At 71.8% G+C, this 24,127-nt stretch carries 22 protein-coding genes and 1 pseudogene; 11 read left to right on the top strand and 12 right to left on the bottom strand.

The window, feature by feature from the left end; all coding sequences use genetic code 11:
• Positions 1–75: 75 nt before the first annotated feature.
• The 3 genes from ACWEF6_RS13395 to ACWEF6_RS13405 all read left to right on the top strand — a co-directional run bounded on the left by ACWEF6_RS13395 (position 76) and on the right by ACWEF6_RS13405 (position 3,375).
• The gene (locus ACWEF6_RS13395; protein ID WP_449683160.1) at positions 76–693 is read left to right on the top strand and encodes a TetR/AcrR family transcriptional regulator; all 618 of its coding nucleotides are present in this window, start codon (positions 76–78) and stop codon (positions 691–693) included.
• 84 nt (positions 694–777) lie between these two features.
• Positions 778–1,662, top strand: coding sequence for a hypothetical protein (locus tag ACWEF6_RS13400; RefSeq protein ID WP_449683161.1), 885 nt, complete (start codon positions 778–780; stop codon positions 1,660–1,662).
• Positions 1,663–1,764: 102 nt separating this feature from the next.
• A complete protein-coding gene (locus ACWEF6_RS13405) occupies positions 1,765–3,375 on the top strand; it encodes a succinic semialdehyde dehydrogenase (protein ID WP_449683162.1) in 1,611 nt (536 codons plus the stop codon).
• A gap of 121 nt (positions 3,376–3,496) precedes the next feature.
• Here the strand turns inward: ACWEF6_RS13405 and ACWEF6_RS13410 are convergent, their stop codons facing one another.
• The 7 genes from ACWEF6_RS13410 to ACWEF6_RS13440 form a co-directional block, all read right to left on the bottom strand.
• Entirely contained in the window at positions 3,497–6,520 is a 3,024-nt protein-coding gene (locus ACWEF6_RS13410) for a helix-turn-helix transcriptional regulator (protein WP_449683163.1), read from the bottom strand.
• 62 nt (positions 6,521–6,582) lie between these two features.
• On the bottom strand, positions 6,583–6,783 hold the full coding sequence (locus ACWEF6_RS13415) for a hypothetical protein (protein ID WP_449683164.1): 201 nt from the start codon (positions 6,781–6,783) through the stop codon (positions 6,583–6,585).
• Positions 6,784–6,936: 153 nt separating this feature from the next.
• Complete coding sequence (locus tag ACWEF6_RS13420; RefSeq protein ID WP_310976315.1) at positions 6,937–7,140, bottom strand: DUF397 domain-containing protein; 204 nt, start codon at positions 7,138–7,140, stop codon at positions 6,937–6,939.
• Positions 7,141–7,153: 13 nt separating this feature from the next.
• Entirely contained in the window at positions 7,154–8,056 is a 903-nt protein-coding gene (locus ACWEF6_RS13425; protein ID WP_449683165.1) for a helix-turn-helix domain-containing protein, read from the bottom strand.
• Positions 8,057–8,405: 349 nt separating this feature from the next.
• Positions 8,406–9,302, bottom strand: coding sequence for an acyl-CoA thioesterase II (tesB, locus tag ACWEF6_RS13430; RefSeq protein WP_449683166.1), 897 nt, complete (start codon positions 9,300–9,302; stop codon positions 8,406–8,408).
• 36 nt (positions 9,303–9,338) lie between these two features.
• Positions 9,339–10,763 (bottom strand): pyruvate kinase, encoded by a 1,425-nt coding sequence (gene pyk, locus ACWEF6_RS13435; RefSeq protein WP_449683167.1) that lies wholly within the window; start codon positions 10,761–10,763, stop codon positions 9,339–9,341.
• Positions 10,764–10,853: 90 nt separating this feature from the next.
• The gene (locus ACWEF6_RS13440) at positions 10,854–11,519 is read right to left on the bottom strand and encodes a DUF2461 domain-containing protein (protein WP_310976319.1); all 666 of its coding nucleotides are present in this window, start codon (positions 11,517–11,519) and stop codon (positions 10,854–10,856) included.
• Positions 11,520–11,616: 97 nt separating this feature from the next.
• On the opposite strand from ACWEF6_RS13440, the gene ACWEF6_RS13445 reads away from it, so the two are divergent.
• Entirely contained in the window at positions 11,617–11,874 is a 258-nt protein-coding gene (locus ACWEF6_RS13445) for a hypothetical protein (RefSeq protein WP_449683168.1), read from the top strand.
• Between the two features lie 38 nt (positions 11,875–11,912).
• Here the strand turns inward: ACWEF6_RS13445 and ACWEF6_RS13450 are convergent, their stop codons facing one another.
• Positions 11,913–13,136, bottom strand: coding sequence for a glycoside hydrolase family 18 protein (locus tag ACWEF6_RS13450; protein WP_449683169.1), 1,224 nt, complete (start codon positions 13,134–13,136; stop codon positions 11,913–11,915).
• 157 nt (positions 13,137–13,293) lie between these two features.
• Between ACWEF6_RS13450 and ACWEF6_RS13455 the strand changes: the two genes are divergently transcribed.
• The 4 genes and pseudogenes from ACWEF6_RS13455 to ACWEF6_RS13470 all read left to right on the top strand — a co-directional run bounded on the left by ACWEF6_RS13455 (position 13,294) and on the right by ACWEF6_RS13470 (position 16,374).
• Positions 13,294–13,593, top strand: coding sequence for an ArsR/SmtB family transcription factor (locus ACWEF6_RS13455; RefSeq protein ID WP_449683170.1), 300 nt, complete (start codon positions 13,294–13,296; stop codon positions 13,591–13,593).
• A 90-nt stretch (positions 13,594–13,683) separates the two neighbouring features.
• Positions 13,684–14,220: pseudogene (locus ACWEF6_RS13460) on the top strand (acVLRF1 family peptidyl-tRNA hydrolase); the annotation flags it as partial.
• 138 nt (positions 14,221–14,358) lie between these two features.
• Entirely contained in the window at positions 14,359–15,987 is a 1,629-nt protein-coding gene (locus ACWEF6_RS13465; protein ID WP_310977090.1) for an ABC-F family ATP-binding cassette domain-containing protein, read from the top strand.
• Positions 15,988–16,164: 177 nt separating this feature from the next.
• Positions 16,165–16,374, top strand: coding sequence for a helix-turn-helix domain-containing protein (locus ACWEF6_RS13470; protein ID WP_003071237.1), 210 nt, complete (start codon positions 16,165–16,167; stop codon positions 16,372–16,374).
• On the opposite strand, the gene ACWEF6_RS13475 is transcribed toward ACWEF6_RS13470, so the two are convergent.
• Together ACWEF6_RS13475 and ACWEF6_RS13480 are read right to left on the bottom strand one after the other, a co-directional pair.
• Entirely contained in the window at positions 16,361–17,713 is a 1,353-nt protein-coding gene (locus ACWEF6_RS13475) for a glycosyltransferase 87 family protein (protein WP_449683171.1), read from the bottom strand. The two genes, ACWEF6_RS13470 and ACWEF6_RS13475, sit on opposite strands and share 14 nt — an antisense overlap.
• A gap of 32 nt (positions 17,714–17,745) precedes the next feature.
• Positions 17,746–18,600, bottom strand: a complete 855-nt coding sequence (locus ACWEF6_RS13480) for an LLM class flavin-dependent oxidoreductase (RefSeq protein ID WP_449683172.1) — start codon at positions 18,598–18,600, stop codon at positions 17,746–17,748.
• Positions 18,601–18,672: 72 nt separating this feature from the next.
• Here ACWEF6_RS13480 and ACWEF6_RS13485 point away from each other — a divergent pair, with 72 nt between their 5' ends.
• Positions 18,673–19,104, top strand: a complete 432-nt coding sequence (locus tag ACWEF6_RS13485) for a MarR family winged helix-turn-helix transcriptional regulator (protein WP_449683173.1) — start codon at positions 18,673–18,675, stop codon at positions 19,102–19,104.
• Positions 19,105–19,202: 98 nt separating this feature from the next.
• The gene (locus tag ACWEF6_RS13490; protein WP_449683174.1) at positions 19,203–21,074 is read left to right on the top strand and encodes an ABC transporter ATP-binding protein; all 1,872 of its coding nucleotides are present in this window, start codon (positions 19,203–19,205) and stop codon (positions 21,072–21,074) included.
• A gap of 125 nt (positions 21,075–21,199) precedes the next feature.
• On the opposite strand, the gene ACWEF6_RS13495 is transcribed toward ACWEF6_RS13490, so the two are convergent.
• Together ACWEF6_RS13495 and ACWEF6_RS13500 are read right to left on the bottom strand one after the other, a co-directional pair.
• Positions 21,200–22,360, bottom strand: coding sequence for a serine hydrolase domain-containing protein (locus tag ACWEF6_RS13495; protein ID WP_449683175.1), 1,161 nt, complete (start codon positions 22,358–22,360; stop codon positions 21,200–21,202).
• A 108-nt stretch (positions 22,361–22,468) separates the two neighbouring features.
• Positions 22,469–23,197 carry an SIS domain-containing protein gene (locus ACWEF6_RS13500; RefSeq protein WP_449683176.1) on the bottom strand — a complete coding sequence of 243 codons (729 nt, stop codon included), beginning with the start codon at positions 23,195–23,197 and terminating at the stop codon, positions 22,469–22,471.
• Between the two features lie 117 nt (positions 23,198–23,314).
• Between ACWEF6_RS13500 and ACWEF6_RS13505 the strand changes: the two genes are divergently transcribed.
• Positions 23,315–24,070, top strand: a complete 756-nt coding sequence (locus ACWEF6_RS13505) for an alpha/beta hydrolase (RefSeq protein ID WP_449683177.1) — start codon at positions 23,315–23,317, stop codon at positions 24,068–24,070.
• The last annotated feature ends 57 nt before the right edge of the window (positions 24,071–24,127 follow it).

The following is a 24,127-nucleotide window of genomic DNA, read 5'->3' on the forward strand; positions in this document are numbered from 1 at the left end:
ACATTCCGATCAGCATGTAAGTTCTGATCGGAATGTACATCCGTACCGGCCCGTAGGTAAAGGTGGGAGGCCGCGGTGACCGAGACGACGCACCGCACCCAGGCGCAGCGGCGCGAGCAGACCCGCACCGCCCTGCTCGACGCGACCATCGACTGCCTGGTCGAGGTCGGCTACGCGCGCACATCGGTGCCGGAGATCTGCGCCCGCGCGGGTGTGTCGAAGGGCGCGGTGCAGCACCACTTCACCGCGAAGGCCGAGCTGATGGCGGCCGCGGTCGAGCACCTGACGACGAAGCTGCGCCGCCAGCTCGCGGCGTCGCTGGACGAGCTGCCCGGCGGCGGCAACGGGGTCGCCGCGGCCATCGACCTGCTGTGGGCCGGCTACTCCGGCACGCTCTCGACCGCCGTCACCGAGCTCTGGGTCGCCGCCCGCACCGATCCCGAGCTGCGCGCGGCCATCCGCCCGGTCGACCGCGCGCTCGGCCGCGCCACGCTCGAGCACGTCACGCAGGTCGCCGGCGAACTCCCGCCGGAACGCGCGGAAATGCTGTTCTGGCTCACCGTGAACCTCACCCGCGGGCTGGCGCTGGACGCCGAGCTCGGCGGCGACCCGAACCGGCGCCGGCAGCTCCTGGACGAGTGGAAGCGCATCGCCGTCCTGCTCTACCAGGACGCCACCGCTGCGCCGAGCTGACCAGCGCGGCCCCACCAGGGCGCTTTGCCCCTTATCCCGCAGGCGATTTCGTGGTCCAATCCCCTCCGAACGAGGGGAGTTCCGATGACCGCCGCCCCGTACCCGTACCCCTACGGCCCGCCGCCCGCGCAGCCGCCGGCCGATCCGGGTGCCGTCTTCCGGCTGTTCGCCGCGATCCTCGGCATCCTCGCCGCGGCGCTGGTGATCACCGGGTCGTTCCTGCCGCAGACGTCGTTCGAGCAGGTGGTGGACGGCAAGACCGAGAGCAGCCAGACGATCAGCGCCTGGTCGCGCTCGTTCGCCGTCGAACCCGGCGAGGAGGCGAAGAAGTTCTACGAGCAGACGCACGTCGCCCGGTACGGCATCCCGCTGACCGCCGCCTCGGTCGTGCTGCTGGCCGGGGCCGGGCTGGCGTTCGCCGGCGCGCGCCGCTCCGCGAAACCCGGTGTGCGCTCGGCCGCGCGGACGGCCCTGGTGGCGGGCGCCGCCGGGGTGACCGCGGCGGTGTGGATGCTCGGCATGGACGTCTCGGCGACGTTGAGCTACGAGTCCGACGAAGGGACGGTCAAGTCCCACTATCTGACCGGGATCGGGTTCTGGCTGCTGGTCGGCGGCGGGATCGTCGCCCTGCTGGCGCTGGTGTCCGCGGCACTGGCCGGGCGGCAGGCCCCCGCCGCGGCTCCCGCCGGGCCGCCACCGGGGCCGTACCAGCAGCCGTCGAGGCCGTACCCGGCGCCGCCGCAGTTCGCACAGCCGTACCAGGGATATCCGCCGTCGCAGCCGTTCCCCGCGCAGGCCCCGCCGCAGACCGGCCCGCAGCCACCGCCCTCGTACGGCAGCACGGCGTCTCCCTCGCCGCAGCCCGACGATCCCTACGGCGGCGTCACCCAGGCGCAGCCGCACCCGGACCGGCAGGAACCGACCGAGCCGAACTACCAGCTGCCGCCACTGAACCCACCCAATACGTGAATTTTATTCACATCACGCTGGACAGCTGACGTACCGACGGTATGGTGTACTCGTCGGTAACCTCCGCGCGACGTCGCGCGGACTCCGCGGAACGGAGACGTCATGACCAGCACGACCCCCGCGAACGCGGTCGAAGACACCTCGCTGCCGCCGACGATCGGCGGCGTCGCCGGAGCGCCGAGCTCGAAGCGGGCGGCTGAGCTCGTCGCCCGCGTCCGGGGCGGCGCGGACTCGGCGCCGATCCGGATGCGGGCGCCCTTCACCGGGCTGCCGATCGCCACCCTCCCGCAGGCCACCGACGCCGACGTCCGCGCGGTGTTCGACGGTGCCCGGGCGGCCCAGCGGCCGTGGGCGGACCGCTCCCCCGCCGAACGCGCCCGCGTCCTCACCCGGCTGCACGACCTCGTCCTCGCGCGGCAGGACGAAGCGCTCGACCTGGTCCAGGTCGAAGCCGGCAAGGCGCGGCTCGACGCGTTCGACGAGGTCAGCGCGACCGCGCTGGTGGCGGCCTACTACGGCAAGCACGCGGCGAAGATCCTCGCGCCCCGCCGGGTCGCCGGCGTCATCCCCGGCCTGACCCGCGCGGGCGAGGTCCGGCACCCCAAGGGCGTCGTCGGGATCATCTCGCCGTGGAACTACCCCCTGGCCCTGACCGCGATGGACGTCCTGCCGGCGCTGGCCGCGGGCAACGCCGTCGTGCAGAAGCCGGACAACCAGACCGCGCTTTCGGCGCTGTGGCTGCACGAGCTCGCCGAGGAGGCCGGGCTGCCCGCCGGGACCTGGCAGATCGTGCTCGGCCGGGGCTCGAAGATCGGCACCGCGCTGGTCGAGGAATCGGACTACCTCTGCTTCACCGGGTCCACGCCGACCGGCAAGGAGCTGGCCGGGCAGGTGGCGAAGCGGCTGACGTCGTACTCGCTGGAGCTCGGCGGCAAGAACCCGATGGTCGTGCTGCCCGACGCCGATGTCGCGAAGGCCGCGACGGGCGCGGTGACGGCGTGCTTCTCCTCGGCCGGGCAGCTGTGCGTGTCGGTCGAGCGGATCTACGTCCACGAGGACATCCGCGACGAGTTCACCCGCGCGTTCGTCGCCCGGACCGCGGCGGTGCGGCTCGGCGGCGCGCTGGACTACCACGCCCAGATGGGCTCGCTGACGTCGGAAGACCAGCTCGCGGCGGTGTCGGCGCACGTCGAGGACGCCCGCGCGAAGGGCGCGTCGGTGCTCACCGGCGGCCGCGCGCGACCCGACCTCGGCCCGCTGTTCTACGAGCCGACGGTGCTCTCGGACGTCACCCCGGACATGCTGCCGTTCGCGGAGGAGACGTTCGGGCCGGTGGTGTCGATCTACGGCTACACCGACGTCACGGACGCGATCGAGCGGGCCAACGACACGCCGTTCGGGCTCAACGCCAGCGTGTGGTCCCGCAACGGCCGCGCGGGCTGGGAGGTCGCGGCGCGGCTGAAGGCCGGGACGGTCAACGTGAACGAAGGCTACGCGGCGACGTTCGGCAGCGTCGGCGTCCCGATGGGCGGGATGAAGGACTCCGGCGTCGGCCGCCGCAACGGCGCCGAGGGCCTGCTGAAGTACACGGAGTCCCAGTCGATCGCGCTCCAGCGCGGCCTCGCCCTCCGCCCGCCCCGCGCTGTCCCGGGTTCGCTGTGGTCCCGAGGCATGACGTTCGGCCTCAAGGCCCTCCGCCGCCTCCCCCGCTGACCCGTAACTCGCGTGATCCGAGCCGGAACTCGCGTGATTGAAGCCGTAACGGCCCGAATCACGCGAGATCCGGCCTCAATCACGTGAGTTCCGGCTCCAATCACGTGAGTTCCGGCTTCCGTCACGCGTGTTCGGCGGTGGGGGCGGTGAGGAGGCCTCGGTCGTAGGCGATGGCGACGGCTTCCGCGCGGCGACTGGCGCCGAGCTTGGCCATCACGCGGGACAGGTGGACGCTCACCGTTTTTTCGCTGATGTAGAGCTCTTCGCCGACCTGGCGGTTCGTGCGGCCGAGGGCGACGCGCTCGAGGACGTCGCGCTCGCGGTCGGTCAGGGGGTCGGTGACCGTGCGGGCCGGGGGTGCCGGTTCGACGCCGTCCAGCTCGATGCGGGCGCGGTGGGCCAGGTCGCGGACCGCGTCGCGCAGCGGGATCGCGCCGAGCCGGACCGCCACCGCGTGGGCCGCCTCCAGGGCCGTGCCGGCGTCGGAGTCGGCCGCCAGCCGGGCTTCCGCCTCGTGCCAGCGGCAGATCGCCTGCTCGTAGACGGCGCCGTAGCCGAACGCCTCCGCCGCGGCCGCCCACCTGTCCGCGTCGCCCCGACCGGACAGGCAGGTCGCCGCCGCCTCCAGGCGGGCCAGCCAGGCGCGGCCCTCCGGCCCGAGCGTCCCCGAGCGCGGCTGGCCGGCGACCGAGCACATCCGGCCGTGCGCCAGCAGCCGTTCGCCGGCCGCCACCGCGGCTCCGGCGGCGGCCTGGTCGCCGTGGAGCCGGGCGTCGGCGGCCACCCTCGCCGCGGCGGACACGCCGAGCGCGGCGACCCGGATGCCGGCCAGCAGGGCGGGTTCGATCCGCTCCAGCCAGCCGATCAGGTCTTCGGCCTGGCGCACGGCGCCGGCGTGGTCACCGCGCCAGTACGCCAGCTCGATGCCGGCGCCCCCGGCCGACAGCGGGATCTGCATGTCCGCCGTCCAGTGCTGCCGCAGCCCGGACAGCAGCTTCTCGGCCTCGCCGAACCGGCCGCGCGCGACGACGAACAGCGACCAGATGGCCAGGATCCGCGCGGCGACCGCGCTGGACACCCCGCGCCCGGCGCGGCCGGCGCTCTCGTCCGGCCAGTCGCCCATCAGGTAGCGCAGCATCAGCTGCCGCGCCCGCAGCTCGAGCCCGTAGACGCTCCAGCTCAGCCCGGCTTCCTCGGCCCGCGCGACGCCGTGGGAGGCGTGCTCCAGCGCCGCGGCGAAGTCGCCCTGGTCGTCGTGGCTCAGCGCCAGGAAGTAGGTCGCGCGGATCTCGGTGTTGTACGCGCCGACCTCACGCGCCTTGCGCTGGGCCTGGCGCAGCCGCTCCCGGGCCTCGGCGGCATCGCCGCGCGAGTCGGCCAGCGTGCCCAGGGTGACCAGCGCGGACGCCTCGGCTCCGGTCGCGCCCACGGCCTGCCCGTCGGCGACCGCGGTGAGCGCGCTGTCCAGCGCCGCCTCGGGCTGGTCGAGGATCCGGAGGAAGCCGGCCCGGCTGGCGAGCACCCAGGCGCGCGCGGAGCTGGGCTCGGTGTCCTTGACCAGGTCCCAGGCCCGGTCGATGGCGGCGACCGCCTCGTCCAGGGTGCCTTCCAACGCCAGCAGTGCGTCCGCCAGCCGCCGCCACACCTTCGCGGCCCGGTCGTTCGGGATCTCGCCGGTCAGCGCCTGGGTGGCGGAGCGGGCGAACGCGGCGGCCCGCTCGGGCTCCCCGGACGTCCCCGCGAAGTACGACGCTTCGTACAGCAGCTGCAGCTCGTCGACCCCTTCGGGCCGGTCCGCCGGCGTGACGGCGTCCCAGATGGACAGCGCCTGTTCGACGTGCTGAAGCGCCGACCCGGGCGCGCCGAGCTTCTCGGCTTCGTCCATCGCGCGCAGCAACGCCGGCAACGCGGTGGCGAGATCGCTGCTCTGCATCGAGTGGTAGGCCAGCTTCGCGTCATGGCCGCGCCCTTGAGGACGCGCCTTGATCCGCGCCGCGTACGCCGCATGCGTGCGTGACCGCTCCCCGGGCAGCAGGTCGCCGTACACCGCTTCCTGCAGCAACGCGTGCCGGAACGTGTACGAGCCGTCCGAGAGCACGACCAGCACGTGGTGCTGGACGGCTTCGCGCAGTGCCTCGTCGAGTTCGAGTTCCCCCAGCGCGGAGACTTCGGCGAGCGCGCCGTGCATGACCGGCTCGTTGGCCACCGAGATCACCCGCGCGACCCGCCGGGCGTCCGGCGAGAGCCGCTCGAGCCGGGACAGCAGTACCTCGGCCAGCCCGGCGGGCAGGTCGTTGCACTCGGTCTTGGTGGCGAGCAGCTCCTCGGCGAAGAACGGGTTGCCCTCGGAGCGGCTGACGATGTCGGCCACGACGTCCGGCGGCAGCGGCTCGTCCGCCAGCGCCTCGACGAACCGGCGGGCGTCGGCCGCGCCGAAGGGCTGCAGGTCGACGCGCTCGACCGTGGCGAGCCGGACCAGTTCGGAGAGGAGGCCGCGCAGCGGGTGCCGCCGGTGGACGTCTTCCTCGCGGTAGCTGCCCACGACCAGCAGCCGCTGCGCCCGCAGGCGGCTGAGCAGGAAGGACAGCAGGTTGTGGGTCGAGGCGTCGGCCCAGTGGAGATCCTCCAGGAGGATCACCACCGGGCGCGCCTGCGCTATCTCGGTCAGCACCCCCAGTACCGCGTCGAACAACTGCAGCTGACCGAGATCCTGCTCCGGCCGGGGCCGCACCATGGTTTCCCGGTCGTTGGAGGTCATCGGCGGGTGTTCGGCCGCCCGGGGCTCCTCGAGGCCCTGCCCCTGCGGCAGCAGCCGCCCGAGGGCGGGCCGGGCCCGCACCGCGGCGGCGACCGCCGGATCCGTCGCGCTGCCCAGCGGGGCGAGCGCCTCGGCGAACGGAAGATAAGGAAGACCGCCTTCGCGGACGTCGATGCAGCGGCCGGTGAGCACGAGCCCACTGCCGCCGGCGACGTGCTCGGCGAGCGCGGTCAGCAGCCGGGTCTTGCCGACCCCGGCGTCCCCCGAGAGCAGCACCGCGCCGGCTTCGCCACGTTCGGCCCTGGCGAAGGCGGCGCGGAGCCGCCGCATCTCGTGGGTACGGGCGACGAGCGGGATTCCGGAGCCGAGTCGGGGCACGAGGAGCATTGTTGCTCACCCCACCGACAGTTTCCGACCGCTTATCGCCATCGACACCATCTCGCCGCCCCTTACCGGGCGGTTTCGGCGGTCGCCCGCGCGGCTTCCCGGCGCTCCTGCTTCGGTACGTCGACGTCGGTGCGCGTGGCCCGCACGTGGCGGACGACGCGGCGGGCGCGGGCGGCCCAGGCGCTGCGCCCGGCCTTCCGCAGTTCCTCGGCCCGGTAGGCCGCTTCGGCCCGGACTGCGTCGAGCATCAGATCGCTGTGCATCGTGTTCCCCTGTCCCTGGCGGTTGGTAGCACTCAGATTCGTCCTGAGGTGCCGCCCCGGGCATCGGGTGATCACGTACGCCTGGCCGCGAAAAGACCCCTTACTCCCGGTCGAGCCCAGCTCGGCGGGGGTAAGGGGTCTTCTTCAGAGGGCTCAGTCGCGTGCTGGGCCGCCGGTCCGCACCGCGGCCAGCAGCCCCCGCCAGCCCGACGCGGGCAGGCGGAACGCACCCCCTTCGGGGTCCTTCGAGTCGCGCACCGCGGCTCCGCCTTCGACGAACGCGACCTCGACGCAGTCGTTGCCGCCGCCGCTGTGGCTGCTCTTGCGCCACCGCGCCCCGGAGAGTTCTGCTTCCATGGTCCCCACTCCCTTACTGTGTCCTCGGTTCCGGATGGTGCACCGGACCCGGTACGGCCGCCTGTTCGGCGAACCGTCCGGCCGCCTCGGCGATCAGGTTCACCGAGTCGTCCGGTTTCAGTGCGGCGGCGCGCAGATGGTCGAACATCAGCCCGTAGCGCCGCACGTCTGTGGGTTCCTCCAGGTAAAGACCGCTGGACGTGCTGTCGTCGACGTAGACGACGTCCGGGTCGGCCTGCTCGGGAAAGCCCATGATGAGGAAAGGGCCTTCCATGCCGGGGTGCGCGCCGGCCCCGAACGGCACGACCTGGATGGTCACGTTCGGCTTCTCGGCGACGGCGACCATCCGGTAGAGCTGCTCGGCCATCACTTCGGGGCTGTCGACCACGCGGCGGAGCACGGCTTCGTCCATCACCGCCCAGTACTCCGGCGGCGGGGTCTCGGACAGCAGCTCCTGCCGGGCCATCCGGGCGGCGACGCGGCGGCGGATCTCGGCGTCCTCGGCGTCCGGCCGCAGCGCGCGGATCACCGCGCGGGCGTACCGCTCGGTCTGCAGCAGCCCGGGCACCAGCAGGGCCTGGAACGCGCGCAGCGAGCTGGCGTCGGCTTCGAGCCCGACGAAGGTGCCGGTGAACACCTCGTTGTAGGCGTGCCACCAGCCGCGCTTGCGGGCCTCCCTGGCCAGCTGGACGAGCGCCTCCTGCTCGTCGCCGGTGATGCCGTAGAGGGCGAGCATGTCCCGGGCGTCACGCGGGGTGACGCCGACGTGGCCGGTCTCGATGCGGCTGATCTTCGACGCCGAGCACTCGAGCTTCTCGCCCACCTCGTCGATGGTGAGGTCGGCGGCCTCGCGGAGCCGGCGCAACTCCCCCGCCAGCCGCCGGCGGCGGACCGTGGGGCTCTGTCCCCTTGCCATCGCGGCACCTCCGGATGTCGAGTGCTACCTGTATCCAACCATCCGGGCGCGGAGTCGGTGGAGCATTAACAACGAGTCGATTCCGGCGCCGGATCTGCAATTTGCAGAATGCTCTTGTATCCTCGCACCCTGCACTGCGTCGGGCGCCTGTCAGTCGGCCAGCCGTGGCTTAGACCGGCCTCTGAGCAGGGTAGACGATGACCGCGCGGAGTGCCGCGCGATCATCGGACGGAGGAGTCCGGGGCTGTCCCCCGATCGGTCCCGGGCTCCTCACCCGGGTCGAATGCCCTATTCCGGGGACGGATATTCGGGCAATTGGTCGCCCGTGAGGGTGATTTCCCGGCGAACCTCACAACACGCGCAGGAGTCCTTCTTGGACGACCGTGGCGATCAGCGTGCCGTCCTGGGCGAAGAACCGGCCGGCGGCCAGGCCGCGGGCGCCGGACGCCGTCGGGGAGGCGCTGTCGTAGAGAAACCACTCGTCCGCGCGGAACGGCCGGTGGAACCACAGTGCGTGGTCGAGGCTGGCGCCGAGCACCTTGTCGGTGTCCCAGTAGACGCCGTGGCGGGCGAGCACCGAGTCCAGCAGCGTCATGTCCGAGGCGTAGGTCAGCACGCAGACGTGCAGCAGCTGCTGGTCCGGCAGTTTGCCGTCGGCGCGCATCCACACCTGGTTGCGCGCGGGCCGCTCGCCGGTCTCCCGGGTGACCCACGGCGGCTCGTTGACGTACCGCAGGTCGATCGGCCGCGGCCGGGCGTGCGCGCCGATCGCGTACCCTTCGGCGCGCTCCATCAGCGTCGGCAGCGTCTCCGGCGCCGGCACGCCCTCCGGCATGACCTCGGAGTGCTCGATGCCCGGTTCGTCCTTCTGGAACGACGCCGAGAGCGAGAAGATCGCCTTGCCGTGCTGGATCGCCACCACCCGGCGGGTGGTGAACGACCGGCCGTCGCGGATCCGGTCGACCTCGTAGACGATCGGCACGCTCGGGTCGCCGCCGCGGATGAAGTACGCGTGCAGCGAGTGCACCCGGCGTTCCTCGGGGACCGTGCGCCCGGCCGCGACCAGCGCCTGGCCGGCGACCTGGCCGCCGAACACCCGCACCGGCGAGTGGGCCGGCGAGACCCCGCGGAAGATGTTCTCTTCGATCTTTTCGAGGTCGAGCAGCGCGATCAGGCGGTCGAGCACCGGCTGGCCGCCACCGGGAAGCTCCAGTTCGGTGGCGGCCGTCCTGGCCATTTCAGTCATGTCAGGACCATACGTGCATACTGAGCGGTCGGTCTCTCAAGCGTGGTCGTCTTCACCGAGCCGGTGCACGCGGATCAGGTTGGTCGACCCGACGGTGCCCGGCGGGGAACCGGCCACGATGACGACCAGGTCGCCCTTCTGGTACTTGCCCATCTCCAGCATCGCGTGGTCGACCTGCTGGATCATCTGGTCGGTGGAGCTGACCTGCGGGACGATCCGGGTGTTGGTGCCCCAGGTCATCGACAGCTGGCTGCGCACGCACTCCTCGGGGGTGAACGCCAGCAGCGGCAGCCGGGTGTGCAGCCGCGCGAGGCGGCGCACGGTGTCACCGGACTGGGTGAACGCGACCAGGGCCTTCGCGTTGAGCCGCTCGCCGATGTCGCGGGCGGCGTAGGAGATGACGCCGCGCTTGGTGCGCGGGACGTGCGACAACGGCGGCACGATCGGCGAGTCGGTCTCGACCGCCTCGATGATCCGGCCCATCGTCTGCACGGTCTCGATCGGGTAGCGGCCGACGCTGGTCTCGCCGGACAGCATCACCGCGTCGGTGCCGTCGAGCACCGCGTTCGCGACGTCGGACGCCTCCGCGCGGGTCGGGCGGGAGTTGTTGATCATCGACTCGAGCATCTGCGTCGCGACGATGACCGGCTTCGCGTTCTCGCGGCAGATCTGGATGGCGCGCTTCTGCACCAGCGGGACCTGCTCCAGCGGCAGCTCGACGCCGAGGTCGCCGCGGGCGACCATCACCGCGTCGAAGGCCAGCACGATGGCTTCGAGGTTGTAGACGGCTTCGGGCTTCTCGATCTTGGCCACGACCGGCAGCCGGCCCTTGCCGACCCGGTCCATCACCTGGTGGACCAGGTCGATGTCGGCCGGCGAGCGGACGAAGGACAGGGCGATGAAGTCGACGCCCAGCTCGAGCGCGAACTCGAGGTCCTCGATGTCCTTGTCGGACAGCGCCGGCACCGAGACGTCCATGCCGGGCAGCGAGACGCCCTTGTTGTTGCTGACCGGGCCGCCCTCGGTGACCTCGCACACGACGTCCGGGCCCTCGACGCCCTTGACCACCAGGCCGACCTTGCCGTCGTCGACGAGCAGGCGGTCGCCGGGCTTGGCGTCCTTCGCCAGGCCCTTGTAGGTGGTCGAGACGCGGTCGTGGGTGCCGGCGACGTCCTCGACGGTGATCCGGACGATGTCGCCGTTGTGCCACTCGACCGGCCCGCCGGCGAAGGTGCCCAGGCGGATCTTCGGACCCTGCAGGTCGGCGAGGATGCCGACCGCCCGCCCGCTCTCCGCGGCGGCGGCCCGGATCAGGTCGTAGACCTGCTTGTGGTCGCTGTGGCTGCCGTGGCTGAAGTTCATTCTGGCCACGTCCATGCCGGCATCCACCAGGGCCCGCATCTTCTCCGGGGTCGCGGTGGCAGGGCCCAGGGTACAAACGATCTTCGCGCGTCGGCTCACGTCCACATAGCGTAGACCCTCTTCGCGCGTTCGTCTGTACCGATCCCGAATGTTCAAGAAGATGTTCAGAACCTGCCTCGTCAGATCACGCTAGCGACGCGGCCGCTCACTCGGGCCGACCCGGTCGCGGGCCCACTCGTTGAACTCGCGCAGCTGCCGCCAGGCCTTGCGGACGCGGTCGAAGGCACCTCGCTCGTGTAGGACGTCGTCGGGCTCCCAGCCGCGCACGGCGTACACCGAGCGGTAGCGCAGCAGGTCGAGGCGCGGGTGGTCCTCGGCGAACCCGCGCGGCTTCGACTTCAGGCGGTCGCCCTTGACCTCCCAGCCCGTGCGCTCCAGCTTGGCGAGGATCTTCCGCAGCGCTTCGCCGTGCAGCTCCGTGTCGACCGCCTTGCGGAACCGGGCGATCTGGTCGGAAGCGAGGTAGAAGCAGCCGCCGCCGACGCGCAGGCCCTCGGGACCCACCTCGACGTAGTAGGCGCCGCCGCCGCGGCCCTGCTCGATCACCCCGCCGCAGTGGGTCTTGTACGGCGTCTTGTCCTTGGCGAAGCGGACGTCGCGGTAGGGGCGGAACACCTTGGGCTCGCCGAAGCCGTCGGAGAACTCGGGGGCGAGCTCGGCCAGCAGCGCTTCCATCGGCGCGCGGACGTCGGACTTGTAGGTCTCGACGTGGTCGTCCCAGTAGGGCTTGGAGTTGTCCTCCACGAGGCCGTCGAAGAAGTCGACGGCGTACTCGCCGAATCCGCTGAACTTCACGCCGACGACGATAAACGGGGGCACCGGCGACTCCCGCACGAGGACCACCGCGCCGGACACGACGAGATGATCGTCCTGCTCGCACCGATCCCGCAGCGTGCGCCACTCCGGCCTCGTCGGGGTCCGGCACGTCCGGGGCTCGAGCGGGACCGGCGCGAAGACGGCGGACGCGACCGTCCGGCCGCCGGTCAGCCGGAACGTCGGCTCGTGCCCCCGAAACCTAGGGCGAGGCCGCCCGAAGGTTTCGGTCGGGAAGAGCTGCGTCCGGTTCAAGCGGCTGTCCGATGTGGACATCGGGGTGCTCGGCGAACTGCTGCGCGCGACGGCGGAGCACCCACCCGCGGGGGCGGTATGAGCCCCGGTGCGGCCGGCGGCCGGCCGCACCGGGGGTCGTCACTTCGCGACGGCGGTGATCAGTTCGCCGTTCGTGGTGTCGCCCGAGAGCTCCCAGAACATCGCGCCGCCCAGGCCCTGGGTCTTCGCGTAGGAGATCTTGCCCGCGATGGTCGCCGGGGTGTCGTAGCTCCACCAGTTGCTGCCGCACTTGGCGTACGCGGTCCCCGCGACCGTGCCGGTCGCCGGGCAGGACGTCTTGAGCACCTTGTAGTCCTCGATGCCCTGCTCGTACTTGCCCGGCGCCGGGCCGGTCGCGGTGCCGCCCGGGGCGCTCTGCGTGACGCCCGTCCAGCCGCGGCCGTAGAACCCGATGCCCAGCAGCAGCTTGCTCGCCGGGACACCCTTGCTCTTGAGCTTCTGGATCGCCGCGTCGGAGTAGAAACCGGCGGTCGGGATGCCCGCGTAGCTGGTGAGCGGCGAGTGCGGAGCCGTCGGGCCCTGCGCGGCCCAGGCGCCGAAGTAGTCGTAGGTCATCACGTTGTACCAATTGACGTACTGCGCCGCGCCGCCGTAGTCGGCCGCGTCGATCTTGCCGCCGCTGGTGCCGTCGGCAGTGATCGCCGCGGTGACCAGCTTCGAGCCGAACTTCGCGCGCAGGGCCGCCAGGAGGTTCTTGAACGCCGCCGCGCCGCTGGTGTCGCAGCTCAGGCCGCAGGCGTTGGGGTACTCCCAGTCGATGTCGATGCCGTCGAAGACGCCGGCCCAGCGCGGGTCGTTGACCAGGTTGTAGCAGGAGTTCGCGAACGCGGCCGGGTTCTTCGCGGCCTGCGCGAAGCCGCCCGACCAGGTCCAGCCGCCGAAGGACCAGAGGACCTTCAGGCCGGGGTGCTTGGCCTTGAGCTTCTTGAGCTGGTTGAAGCTGCCGGCCAGGGGCTGGTCCCAGGTGTCGGCGACGCCGTCGACGCTGCCCGCAGCGTCGTAGGTCTTCTGGTAGTCGGCGTAGGCGTCGCCGATCGCGCAGCCGCCGTTCGTCACGTTGCCGAACGCGTAGTTGATGTGGGTCAGCTTGCTCGCCGAACCCGACGTCTCGATGTTCTTGACGTGGTAGTTGCGGTCGTAAACCCCCCATTCGGTGAAGTAGCCGACCACCTTGCCGACGGAGGCTTGGGCGTTCTCGGTCGCGGCGGCGGCCACCGGGGCGGTCGCGCCGCCCGCGACGAGGCCCGCGGCGGCCGCCACGGCCAGCAGGGCCGAGAAGCTCTTCCTGCGCAAACGGGACATGCGTTCTCCCTCCCGGGAATTACTCACGGCGACGGTGCCGGAGTGGTGGGGACCACACTCACCGTAAGTGGACTAGACCACTAGGTCAATGGTTCAGACCATGGCAGATCCACATTCCTTGACAGGAATATGCCCGGCGGAGCACATTTCAGGGGTGATGCAGACTTTCGACGTCCTCGCCGAACCCCGGCGCCGGACCATCCTCGACCTGCTGCGCGACGGCGAGCGCTCGGTCGGCGAGCTGGTCGACGAGCTGGCGCTCAGCCAGCCCGCGGTGTCCAAGCACCTGCGGGTGCTGCGCGAAGCCGGGCTGGTGACGGTCCGGGTCGCGGCGCAGAAGCGGTGCTACGCCCTGCGCCCGGAGCCCCTGGCCGAGGTCGACGCCTGGCTGGCGCCCTACCGCCGGTTCTGGTCGGACCGGCTGGACGCGCTGGAAAGCCGGCTGGACGAGACCTGAAGCGCCCCAATGTGGCGTTGGTTGCGTTGAACGCACCCAATGTGGCGTTCGGTGCGTTGGACGCACCGAACGCCACATTGGGTGCGTTGGACGCACCGAACGCCACACGTCCGGGTGATCGCGGCCGACGGCAGCTCCGCGACCGCCACTGTCCCGTTCGGCCCCCTCGGAGAACCGTCGGTGGCCGGGCTCGTCGCCCACGCGCTGGTGCCGCGACGCCTCGCGCTCGTGGTGGTGCGGCGCAGAAGCCACAGCGTCGGCATCGCGCGCGACGGCCGGATCGAGGTCTCCCGCACCGACCGCCACCTCGTCCAGGGCCGCTCGGCGGCCGGTGGCTGGTCGCAGCAGCGCTTCGCCCGGCGTCGCGCGGGGCAGGTCCGGCAGGCGCTGCAGGACGCGGCGAAAGACGCCTTCGAGGTGCTGGTCCCGCGGTTGTCCGAAGTGGACGCCGTGGTGCTAGGCGGCGACCGGCGGGCCCTCGACGAGCTGCGGGAGGACCGCCGGCTGGCGCCGCTGTTCGCCCGCGCCGAGCCCCGGGTCCTGGACGTCGGCGAGCCCAGCCGGGCCGTCCTCGACGAAGCCGCGGTGCGGGCACTGTCCGTGCTGATCACGCTGCACGACGGGTGAGCCTGCGCACGTCCGGGGAAAAGTGCTCGACGCTGCCCCGTACACTGGGCTTCGTGGATATTCAGCTGGAGTGACGCCGCGGCCCGAGCGGCCGCTTGACGCTGTCCTCCGTACGCCCCTTTTCCACGGGAGTTTCCCTTGATCACGGCCACCGGCCTTGAGCTGCGCGCGGGTTCGCGCATCCTGCTCAACGGCGTCACCCTCCGCATCCAGCCCGGCGACCGCATCGGTCTCGTCGGCCGCAACGGCGCGGGCAAGACCACCTCGCTGAAGGTCCTCGCCGGCGAAGGCGAGCCGCACGCGGGCGACGTCCGCCGCACCGGCGAGCTCGGCTACCTGCCGCAGGACCCGCGCGAAGGCGATCTTTCGGTCACGGCGAAGGACCGTGTGCTCTCCGCGCGTGGTCTGGACAAGCTGATGCGCGACATGGAAAAGGCGCAAGCCTCGATGGCCGAGCTCGTCGACGACGCCGCGCGCGACAAGGCCATCAACCGCTACGCCCGGCTCGAAGAGCGCTTCGCCTCCCTCGGCGGGTACGCCGCGGAGAGCGAAGCCGCGCGGATCTGCTCCAACCTGGGCCTCGCCGACCGCGTCCTCGCGCAGACGCTGCAGACGCTTTCCGGTGGTCAGCGCCGCCGCGTCGAGCTGGCGCGGATCCTGTTCGCCGCGGCCGAAGCCGGCGCCGGCGGCAAGTCCGAGACGATCCTGCTGCTCGACGAGCCGACCAACCACCTCGACGCCGACTCCATCAACTGGCTGCGCGGCTTCCTCAAGCAGCACGACGGCGGCCTGGTCGTGATCAGCCACGACGTCGAGCTGCTGGCCGACGTGGTCAACAAGGTCTGGTTCCTCGACGCCACCCGCGGCGAGCTGGACCTGTACAACATGGGCTGGCAGCGCTACCTCGACGCGCGCGCCACCGACGAGAAGCGCCGCCGCCGCGAGCGCGCCAACGCCGAGAAGAAGGCGTCGGCGCTGCAGCAGCAGGCCGCGAAGCTCGGTGCGAAGGCGACGAAGGCCGTGGCGGCCAAGAACATGGCGCGCCGCGCGGAGCAGATGCTGTCCTCGCTCGAGGACACCCGCCAGGCGGACAAGGTCGCCCGGATCAAGTTCCCGGAGCCCGCGCCCTGCGGCCGCACCCCGCTCACCGCGGAGGGCCTCTCGAAGTCGTACGGCTCGCTGGAAATCTTCACCGGCGTCGATCTCGCCATCGACCGCGGTTCGAAGGTTGTCGTACTCGGGCTGAACGGCGCGGGAAAGACGACTTTGCTCCGGCTGCTCGGCGGAATGGAAACCCAGGACACCGGATCCGTCGTTCCGGGTCACGGATTGCGTTTGGGGTATTACGCACAGGAGCACGAAACTCTTGATCATGACGCGTCGGTGTGGGAAAACATCCGACATCTCGCTCCGGACACCGGAGCGCAGGAGTTGCGGAACCTGCTCGGCTCGTTCCTCTTCACCGGCGAACAACTCGACCAGCCGGCCGGCACGCTTTCCGGCGGCGAGAAGACCCGGCTCGCGCTGGCGGGCCTGGTCTCCAGTGCTGCCAACGTGTTGCTGCTCGACGAGCCCACGAACAACCTCGATCCGGCCAGCCGGGCCCAGGTCCTGGACGCCTTGCGCAGCTTCGCCGGTGCTGTCGTCCTGGTGACGCACGACCCGGGTGCGGTCGAGGCGCTGGAGCCCGAGCGGGTCATCCTGCTCCCCGACGGAACCGAGGACCACTGGTCGGCGGACTACCTCGAACTCGTCCAGCTCGCCTGAGCCTGCGTCCATTCGGGTGCAAGATCACTCGCCGTAGAGCACTGGAATGGCCCAATGTGATCGCAATTTCGGCTGTTTCGCGTCTGTCGTCTGGCATTCCGGCGCTCAGTGTTCGATCATTGCCCCGGCAGGGGCCGATATGTGGCCCAGAACACTCTCGGCGGGAAGGCGATCGACGTGGCTGATCTCAAGAAAGGCGCGCGGATCACCGGCAACACGCGCGACAAGCTGGCCGCTGACCTGAAGAAGAAATACGAGAAGGGCTCGAGCATCCGGGCACTGGCGGAGTCGACGGGCCGGTCCTACGGGTTCGTCCACCGGGTGCTGTCGGAGTCGGGCGTCCAGCTGCGGGGGCGCGGCGGGGCCACCAGGGTCAAGAAGAAGTAGTCGCGGACTGCTGCGCGGGGGGCGCAGCGGGAACTTCGGCCACGCGGAAGGCCAGGTGGGCCCCGAGCAGGACCAGCGGGTACACCAGGTAGCCGTACCGGGTGGCCGGGGTGAGCAGGATCAACGCGCCGAGTCCGACGGCGATGCGCAGCAGTGCGGCGGAGCCGTTCGCGGGGGGCCGGCGCACCAGCCAGACGACCATCGCCACGGCCGCGGCGCCGACGAGCGCGAACGCCGCCACCTGCCCGACCGGGCCGGTCTCGGCGATCAGGTGGCCCGGCAGCGGGCTGGCCGCGGGCGAGCGCACGGCGCCCATCCCGAGCGGGAACCGGAAGACGTGCTCGACGAACGCCGCCGGATCCACCAGGTACACCGGCAGGTGCAGGGCGGCCGTCGTCGCCACCAGCGCCGCCGCGAACCGGCCCAGTGCCGCCCAGTCGAGCCCGTTCCCACGACGGACCAGCACGAGGACGGCAAGCACCGCCGCGGCGGGCGCGACGATGAGCTTCGCGCTGACGACCAGCGCCAGCACCAGGCCCGACCAGGCGATCCGCCCGGTGGCCGCGAGCGCGCAGCTGAGCACCAGCAGGCCCACGATGGCCAGGTCCGGCCCGGCCACGGCCCAGGTGAGCGCGGTGAGCGGGCAGGCCAGCGCGAGCTGCGCGGCGCCGACCGGCACCTTCGGCCACTTCAGCAGTTTCAGCGTGCCCAGCACGCACGCGCCGGCGGCCAGCGCGAACATCCAGCGGGCGTCGGTGAGTGCGTTCGCCACCGGGGTACCGCCGAACAGCGCCCGCGGCAGGCCGAAGACCGCCATCACCGGGCCGTACGGTGTGTAATCGTTTACCTCGGGGGCCCGCCCGAGCGCGCTGACGTCGACGTACGGGGTTCCGTGGTGCAGCAGCAGATCCGCGGACCGCTCGATCACCCAGACCTCGGGCTGCGCGGCCCACGAGAACGGCGTGATCAGCCAGTCCACTCCGGTCAGGCGGCGAATCACCAGGAGCGCCAACGGGAGGATCATCGCCAACAACGCGACGGCGACGATGCCGCACCAGCGTGAACCGAGTACGCCACGCGGCGTACGCCCGCTTCGTGCGGACAGCAGCAGGTACCCGCTGTGCACCACGCCGAAGCCGTACGCCACGGTCGCGAAATTGCCCCAGACGCGGTAGCCGTAGAACTCCGACACCAGCGCGGTCGGCAGCGCGAAAGCCAGGCAGGCCAGGTAGAACCCCAGGTCCCAGCGCAGGGGCGCGGCCTCTCCGGTGCGCGGTGGCGCCGTGAAGAGCCGGGCCGCGCGCCGCCATGCGGGCGCCTGGCCCACCTCCGTTTCCACGTCGCCAGGCTACCGAGCACCCGCCGCCCGGTTCAGCCGACGTCTCGCAGGCGGGGGAGCAGCTTCGCGGCCGCCTCGGACGCCGCGACGACGTCTTCGCGGCCGGCGGGCATCAGCACCAGCTCGGTGAAGCCGGCGTCGGTGTAGCTCTGCGTGAGACGCAGCGCGCTGTCCGCATCGGACGGCAGCCGGAACTGGACGGCCCGGCGGATCGACGCCGGATCCCGGCCCACCGCCGCGCAATGCGCGTCCAGGACGCGCGAAAGCCGTTGCAGCTCGGCGATTTCCGTCCCGGGCAGGGCCGCGTTGAGCCAGACGTCGGCGTGCTCGGCGACGACCCGCAGACCGCGTTTCTCGCCGCTGCTGCCCAGCCACAGCGGAGGTTTCGGCCGTTGCGCCGGCTTCGGGTCGCTGATCGCGCCGGTGAGCGTGTAGTGACGGCCGTGGAAGGTGGTTTCCGGCCGGGTCCACAGCAGACCGAGGATTTCGCAGGTTTCGGCCAGTCGTTCGACGCGTTCGACCGGTGCCGGCGTCGGCGTGCCCATCATCGCGTCGGTCAGCGCGTCGCCGCCCGCGCCGAGGCCGACGTCGAGCCGGCCGCCGGACAGGTGGTCGACGGTCGCGGCGATCTTGGCGAACGTGCCCGGGTGCCGGTTGGTGTTGCCGGACACCAGGCAGCCGATCCGCACCCGCTTCGTCGCCTCGGCCATCGCGGCCAGCAGGCTCCAGCCGTCGAAGACGTCTCCGGTGCGGTCGGGGCCCATCGGCGCGAGGTGGTCGAACACCCAGCAGCCGTCGAACCCGGCGTCGTCGGCGATCGCCCAGGTCTCGCGGAGGGCGGCGATGCCGAGGTGCTGCTGCGGGGGTTTGAGCCCGATGGTGGTCATGGGGAGCTCCTGATCGTCAGTTATACAAATCATCAGTCAAGCTGACGATCAGCGTAGGTGTAGAGTCTGTGCGTGTCCAGTGCGCCCCTCGCCGTCAGCCAGCGGCTCGGTTACCTGCTCAAGCACGCCCAGCTGCGGCTCGCCGAGCTGGCCGAACCGCTGTACGCGCCGCTCGGCGTCACCGGGCGGCAGCTCGCGCTGCTCACACTCTTCGGGGACGGGCCGGCGCAGTCGCAGCAGGACGGCGCGGCCCGGCTCGGCGTGGACCGGACGACGATGGTCGCGCTCGTCGACGAACTGGAGGCCAAAGGCCTGGTCCGGCGCGAGGTCGCGCCGGGGGACCGGCGCAAGCGCCTCGTGCTGCTCACGTCCGAAGGGGAGCGCGTCCGCGAGGTGGGCGTGGAAGTCACGCGGCAGGCGGAGGCACTCCTGCTGGAGCCGCTCTCCGCCGAGGATGCCGAGCGGCTGCGCGCCGCCCTGCACCAGGTTGTTCGCGCCGAGTGAACGACCTCGGGAAGCAAACGGACAACAGGGGTGTTGTCCAGGTCATATCCGGCAAAAACCTCGGCTTACCTAGAGGTTTCTGATCCTGGGGGTTTCCCGTGGACAACATGTGGGGGCTGTGGAGCTCGGCGATGCGCGCCGGCGACGCGCCGAAGGCGCTCACCCGCGGCACGCTCAAACGCGTGGCGCGCTTCGCCCGGCCGCACTGGCGGCCGCTGCTGGCTTTCCTCGTGCTCACCGTGGTTTCGGCGGTGCTCGCCGTGTCGACGCCGGTGCTGGCGGGCAAGGTGGTCGACGCGATCGTCGGCGGCCACGACGTCGCCGTCGTGGTCTGGCTCGCCGTGGTGATCGCCGTGCTGGCGATCGCCGACGCCGGGTTCGGCCTGATCGAGCGGTGGCAGTCCGCGCGCATCGGCGAGGGCATCATCTACGACCTGCGGCGCGCGGTCTTCGAGCACGTGCAGCGCATGCCGATCGCGTTCTTCACGCGCACCCGCACCGGCGCGCTGGTTTCGCGGCTCAACAACGACGTCATCGGCGCGCAGCGGACGTTCACCGCGACGCTGTCCGGGCTGGTCACCAACGTCATCCAGCTGGCGCTGTCGCTGGCCGTCATGCTGACGCTGTCCTGGCAGGTCACCCTGATCGCGCTGGTGCTGCTGCCGATCTTCGTCGTCCCCGCGCGCCGGCTCGGCCGCCGGATGGCCGGGCTGCAGCGGGAAGCCGCGAACCTCAACGCCGGGATGACCACGCAGATGACCGAGCGGTTCTCCGCGCCCGGGGCGACGCTGGTGAAGCTGTTCGGCCGGCCGGTGCAGGAGGCCGACGACTTCGGCGTGCGCGCCGGGCGCGTGCGGGACATCGGCGTCCGGACCGCGATGCTGACCCGCTGGTTCATGACCAGCCTGACCCTGGTGTCGGCGCTGGCGCAGGCGCTCGTCTACGGCCTCGGCGGGTACCTGGCGCTGACCGGGGCGCTGGCCCCCGGCACCGTCGTCGCGCTGGCCCTGCTGCTGACCCGGCTGTACGCGCCGCTGACCGCGCTGGCCAACGTGCGCGTCGACGTCATGACCGCGCTGGTGTCGTTCGAGCGGGTCTTCGAGGTCCTCGACCTGGAGCCGATGATCAAGGAGAAGCCTTCCGCGCGGGCGCTGGCTCCGGCGGGCGGGGTTTCGGTCGAGTTCTCCGACGTCCGGTTCGGGTACCCGGCGGCGGACCGGTACTCGCTGGCTTCGCTGGAAGACGTCGCGACTTTGGACCACCGCGGCGGGGAAGAGGTGCTGCACGGGATCTCGTTCCGGGCCGAGCCGGGGCAGATGGTCGCGCTGGTCGGGTCGTCGGGGGCGGGGAAGTCGACGATTGCGTCGCTGCTGCCGCGGCTCTACGACGTCGACTCCGGCTCGGTGCGGCTGTCCGATGTGGACGTCCGGGAGCTGACTTTCGCTTCACTGCGGGAAACCGTCGGCGTCGTGACCCAGGACGGGCACCTCTTCCACGACACGATCCGCGCCAACCTGGCGTACGCGCGTCCCGGCGTCACCGACGACGAGATCTGGGAAGCCCTGGAGCGGGCCCGGCTCGGCGAGCTGGTCCATTCGCTGCCGGACGGCCTCGACACGACGGTCGGCGAGCGCGGCTACCGCCTCTCCGGCGGCGAGCGTCAGCGGCTGACGATCGCGCGTCTCCTGCTGGCCCAGCCCAAGGTCGTCATCCTCGACGAGGCGACCGCCCACCTGGACTCCGAGTCCGAGGCGGCGGTCGGCGAGGCCCTGACCCACGCCCTGGCCGGCCGCACGGCCCTGGTCATCGCCCACCGCCTCTCGACGGTCCGCGCCGCCGACCAGATCCTCGTCCTCGAGCACGGCGAGATAGTCGAGCGCGGAACCCACGACGAACTCCTCGCCGCCGGCGGCCGCTACGCCACCCTCCACGCAACCCAGTTCGCCGACGAAGAACCCGCCGTGGCGTGATCCGGGCCGGAACTGGCGTGATCCGGGCCGGATCTCGCGTGATTGGAGCCGTAACTCGCGAGTTCCGGCCTCAATCACGCCAGTTACGGCTCCAATCACACGGGTTACGGCCCTGATCACGTGGGTTACGTGTGCGGGAGGGCGGCGTAGAGGGCCTGGACCAGGGCCATTTTGCGGGGGTCGTCGCGGATGAGGGGGCCGAGCTGGTTGAGGGTGTAGCCGAAGGCGATGCCGTTTTCCGGGTCGGCTCCGCCGGTGGAGCCGCCTAGGCCGTCGTGGCCGAAGGCGGTGGGGTTGGGGCCGAAGCCGCGGGCGTCGCTGCCGAGGTAGAAGCCCAGGCCCCACTCGTTGGGGAGGCCGAGGATGGCGTCGGTCTCCTTGCCCTGGCTCTCGCGGGCCCGGGCCAGCGCGGCCGGGGACAGGAGGGTGCCGTCGGCGATGGCCGCGTAGATCGTGGCGATCGCGCGGGCCGTGCCGTGGCCGTTCAACGCCGGCATGACCGCCTGGCGCCAGGCCGGGTCGTTCGCGTCGTGGCCTTGGACGCGCGGGTTCATCAACGCCGCCTGCGCGACCGGGCCGGCGGCGGCGAACGCCGTGGCCAGCGCGTTCGCCATCTCCTCGGTCATCACCGGATCCACCAGCGTCGCGCAGCGGTCGAGATCGGCCGCGGACGCCAGGCCGATCGAGAAGTCCGCGCCCAGCGGTCCGGCGACCTGCTCGGCGAAGAACTCGCGGATGCCCTGCCCGGCGACCCGCTGCACGACCTCGCCGACGAGCCAGCCGAAGGCCAGTGCGTGGTAACCGCCCGCGGACCCGGGCTCGGTCAACGGTTCCTGGGCCGCGTACCGCGACGTCATCAGGTCCCAGTCGTAGAGCTCCTCGATCGCCACCGGCCGGTCCAGCCCGATCCCGGGCACGCCGGAGCGGTGCGAAAGCAGCCACCGCACCGGGATCTCCGCCTTCCCGGCCGCGGCGAACTCCGGCCAGTACTTCGCGACCGGCGCGTCGACGTCGAGCTCGCCCGCGTCGGCGAGCCGGTGCGCGCACAGCGCCGTCATGCCCTTGGTCGTCGACCAGACGTTGGCCAGGGTGTCCGGCTGCCACGGCCGGTCACGCTCCGGACCGGACCACCCGCCCCACAGGTCCACCACGACCTCGCCGTCGCGGACGGCGGTGAAGGCGGCCCCCAGCTCGCCGCGGGAGCGGAAGTTCTCCTCGAAGGCCTCGCGCACCGGTTCGAAGCCGGGTGCGCACTCGCCGTGCACCGTCGCCGTGGCACTGTCCATCGGACCTCCTCCGGGAGCGACCGGTCCACACCGACCAGTCGGTATGTCGACGCTAGAACCGCCGGGCACGCGGCGTCAAGACGTGCCCGGCCGGTGCTTGTTCACCAACTAGCGCAGGCGGGGGACGATTTCACCGTACTTCGCCAGCAGCCCGGCGTTCGCCTCGTCGCCACCCTCCACATTGGAGCTTCGCCACAGCGGGACGTCGAGGCCCTCGGCCGTTCCGCGGTCGTAGACGTCGGCGAGCACGAGGTTCCACAGGAACGCGTTGACCACAGTGGACAGCGGGGCGGTGCGCGGCGCGGCCGGCGGGTAGCTCGCGTCACCCGGGACGACGAGCGAGTCCAGCACGACCGTGCCCTGCTCGACCAGCGTGCTCGACGACCGCCGCGGCGCCGCGGCCACGCACGCCCGCGACGTCACCGCGATCACCGCCGCACCCCGCTTGCGCGCCTCGATGCACAGCTCGACGGGGTAGGGGTTGACGCCGGAGGTCGAGAAGACCACCAGCACGTCGTCCGGGCCCGGCGCGCGCTCGGCCAGCACCTCGGCGGCCAGGCCGCTGCGCCGCTCGGTCTGCGTGCTGGGTACCGCGCCGTGCAGCGGGAGCAGGTCCGGGTGGTAGAGGGGGTAGACGCAGGCCAGCCCGCCGGCCCGGTAGAACGTCTCGGCGACCGCGGCCAGCGAGTGCCCGGCGCCGGCGGTATAGACCAGTGCGTCGGCCCGGATCACCCCCAGCACCAGGTCCGCCGCGGCCCGCACCGCTTCGGCGTTGGCCCGCTCGACTTCCGCCAGCTGTTCGGCGACGCTGCCTGCGATGTCCGTGGCGCTCACCACACCCACCCTTCCGTCGGGGATCGGGCGCCGAATCTACCGTGCGGACCACTTCGCGCGGTGGAATAGCCGGGTGGGGGACCGAGGTTGACCCGGATGCGGGGGAAGAGGAGGACGCGGGTGGTCGAGGTGGATCCGGCGGTGTCCGTGTGGAAGGCGCGCGGGCGGACCGGGGCGGTCGTGCTCGTGCTGCACGGCGGCGCCGAGCGGGGCACGGGCAGCGTGCCGCCCTGGAAGCTGGCCTATCTGCGGATGGTGCCGATCGCGCGGGCCCTGTACCGCGCAGGCCGCAAAAGCGGCTTTTCGGGGGGCCCGGGTGGCGGAGCCCCCGGCTCGGGGCGAAGCCCCGATGGTCACGGCGGTGTCGAGGTCAGGCTGCTGCGCAACCGCCGGTACGGCTGGAACGCGCCCTCCGAGGACCCGATCGAGGACGCCCGCTGGGCCCTCGCGCGCATCCACGCCGATCACCCGGGCCTGCCGGTCGTGCTGGTCGGTCACTCGATGGGGGCACGGGTCGCGCTGCGCGTGGCCGACGACCCGGCCGTGCGCGGGGTGTGCGCGCTGGCGCCGTGGACGCCGCGGGGCGAGCCGGTGGCGGCCGTCGCCGGGCGGTCGGTGCTGATCGTGCACGGCACCCGCGACCGGATGACGAGCCCGGCGGAGTCCCACGCCTTCGCCGAACGGGCCGCGGGCGTGGCCGCGCGGGTCGCCCGGTTCGAGATGGCCAACGAAGGCCACGCGATGCTGCGCCGCGCCCGGGTCTGGACCCGGCTGACCGTGGCGTTCACCCTGGACCTGCTCGCCGGCGACGACGGCGGGACCCTCCGCGGGGCGTGGGCCGCCACCGGGCCGCAGCGGCTGCGGATACCGGTGTGAACACGCCCCGAACAGGGCATTCGCCGAGACGCGCCGCGGGGGTGCGGCGACTAGGAT

Source organism: Amycolatopsis sp. NPDC004772, from assembly GCF_053601215.1.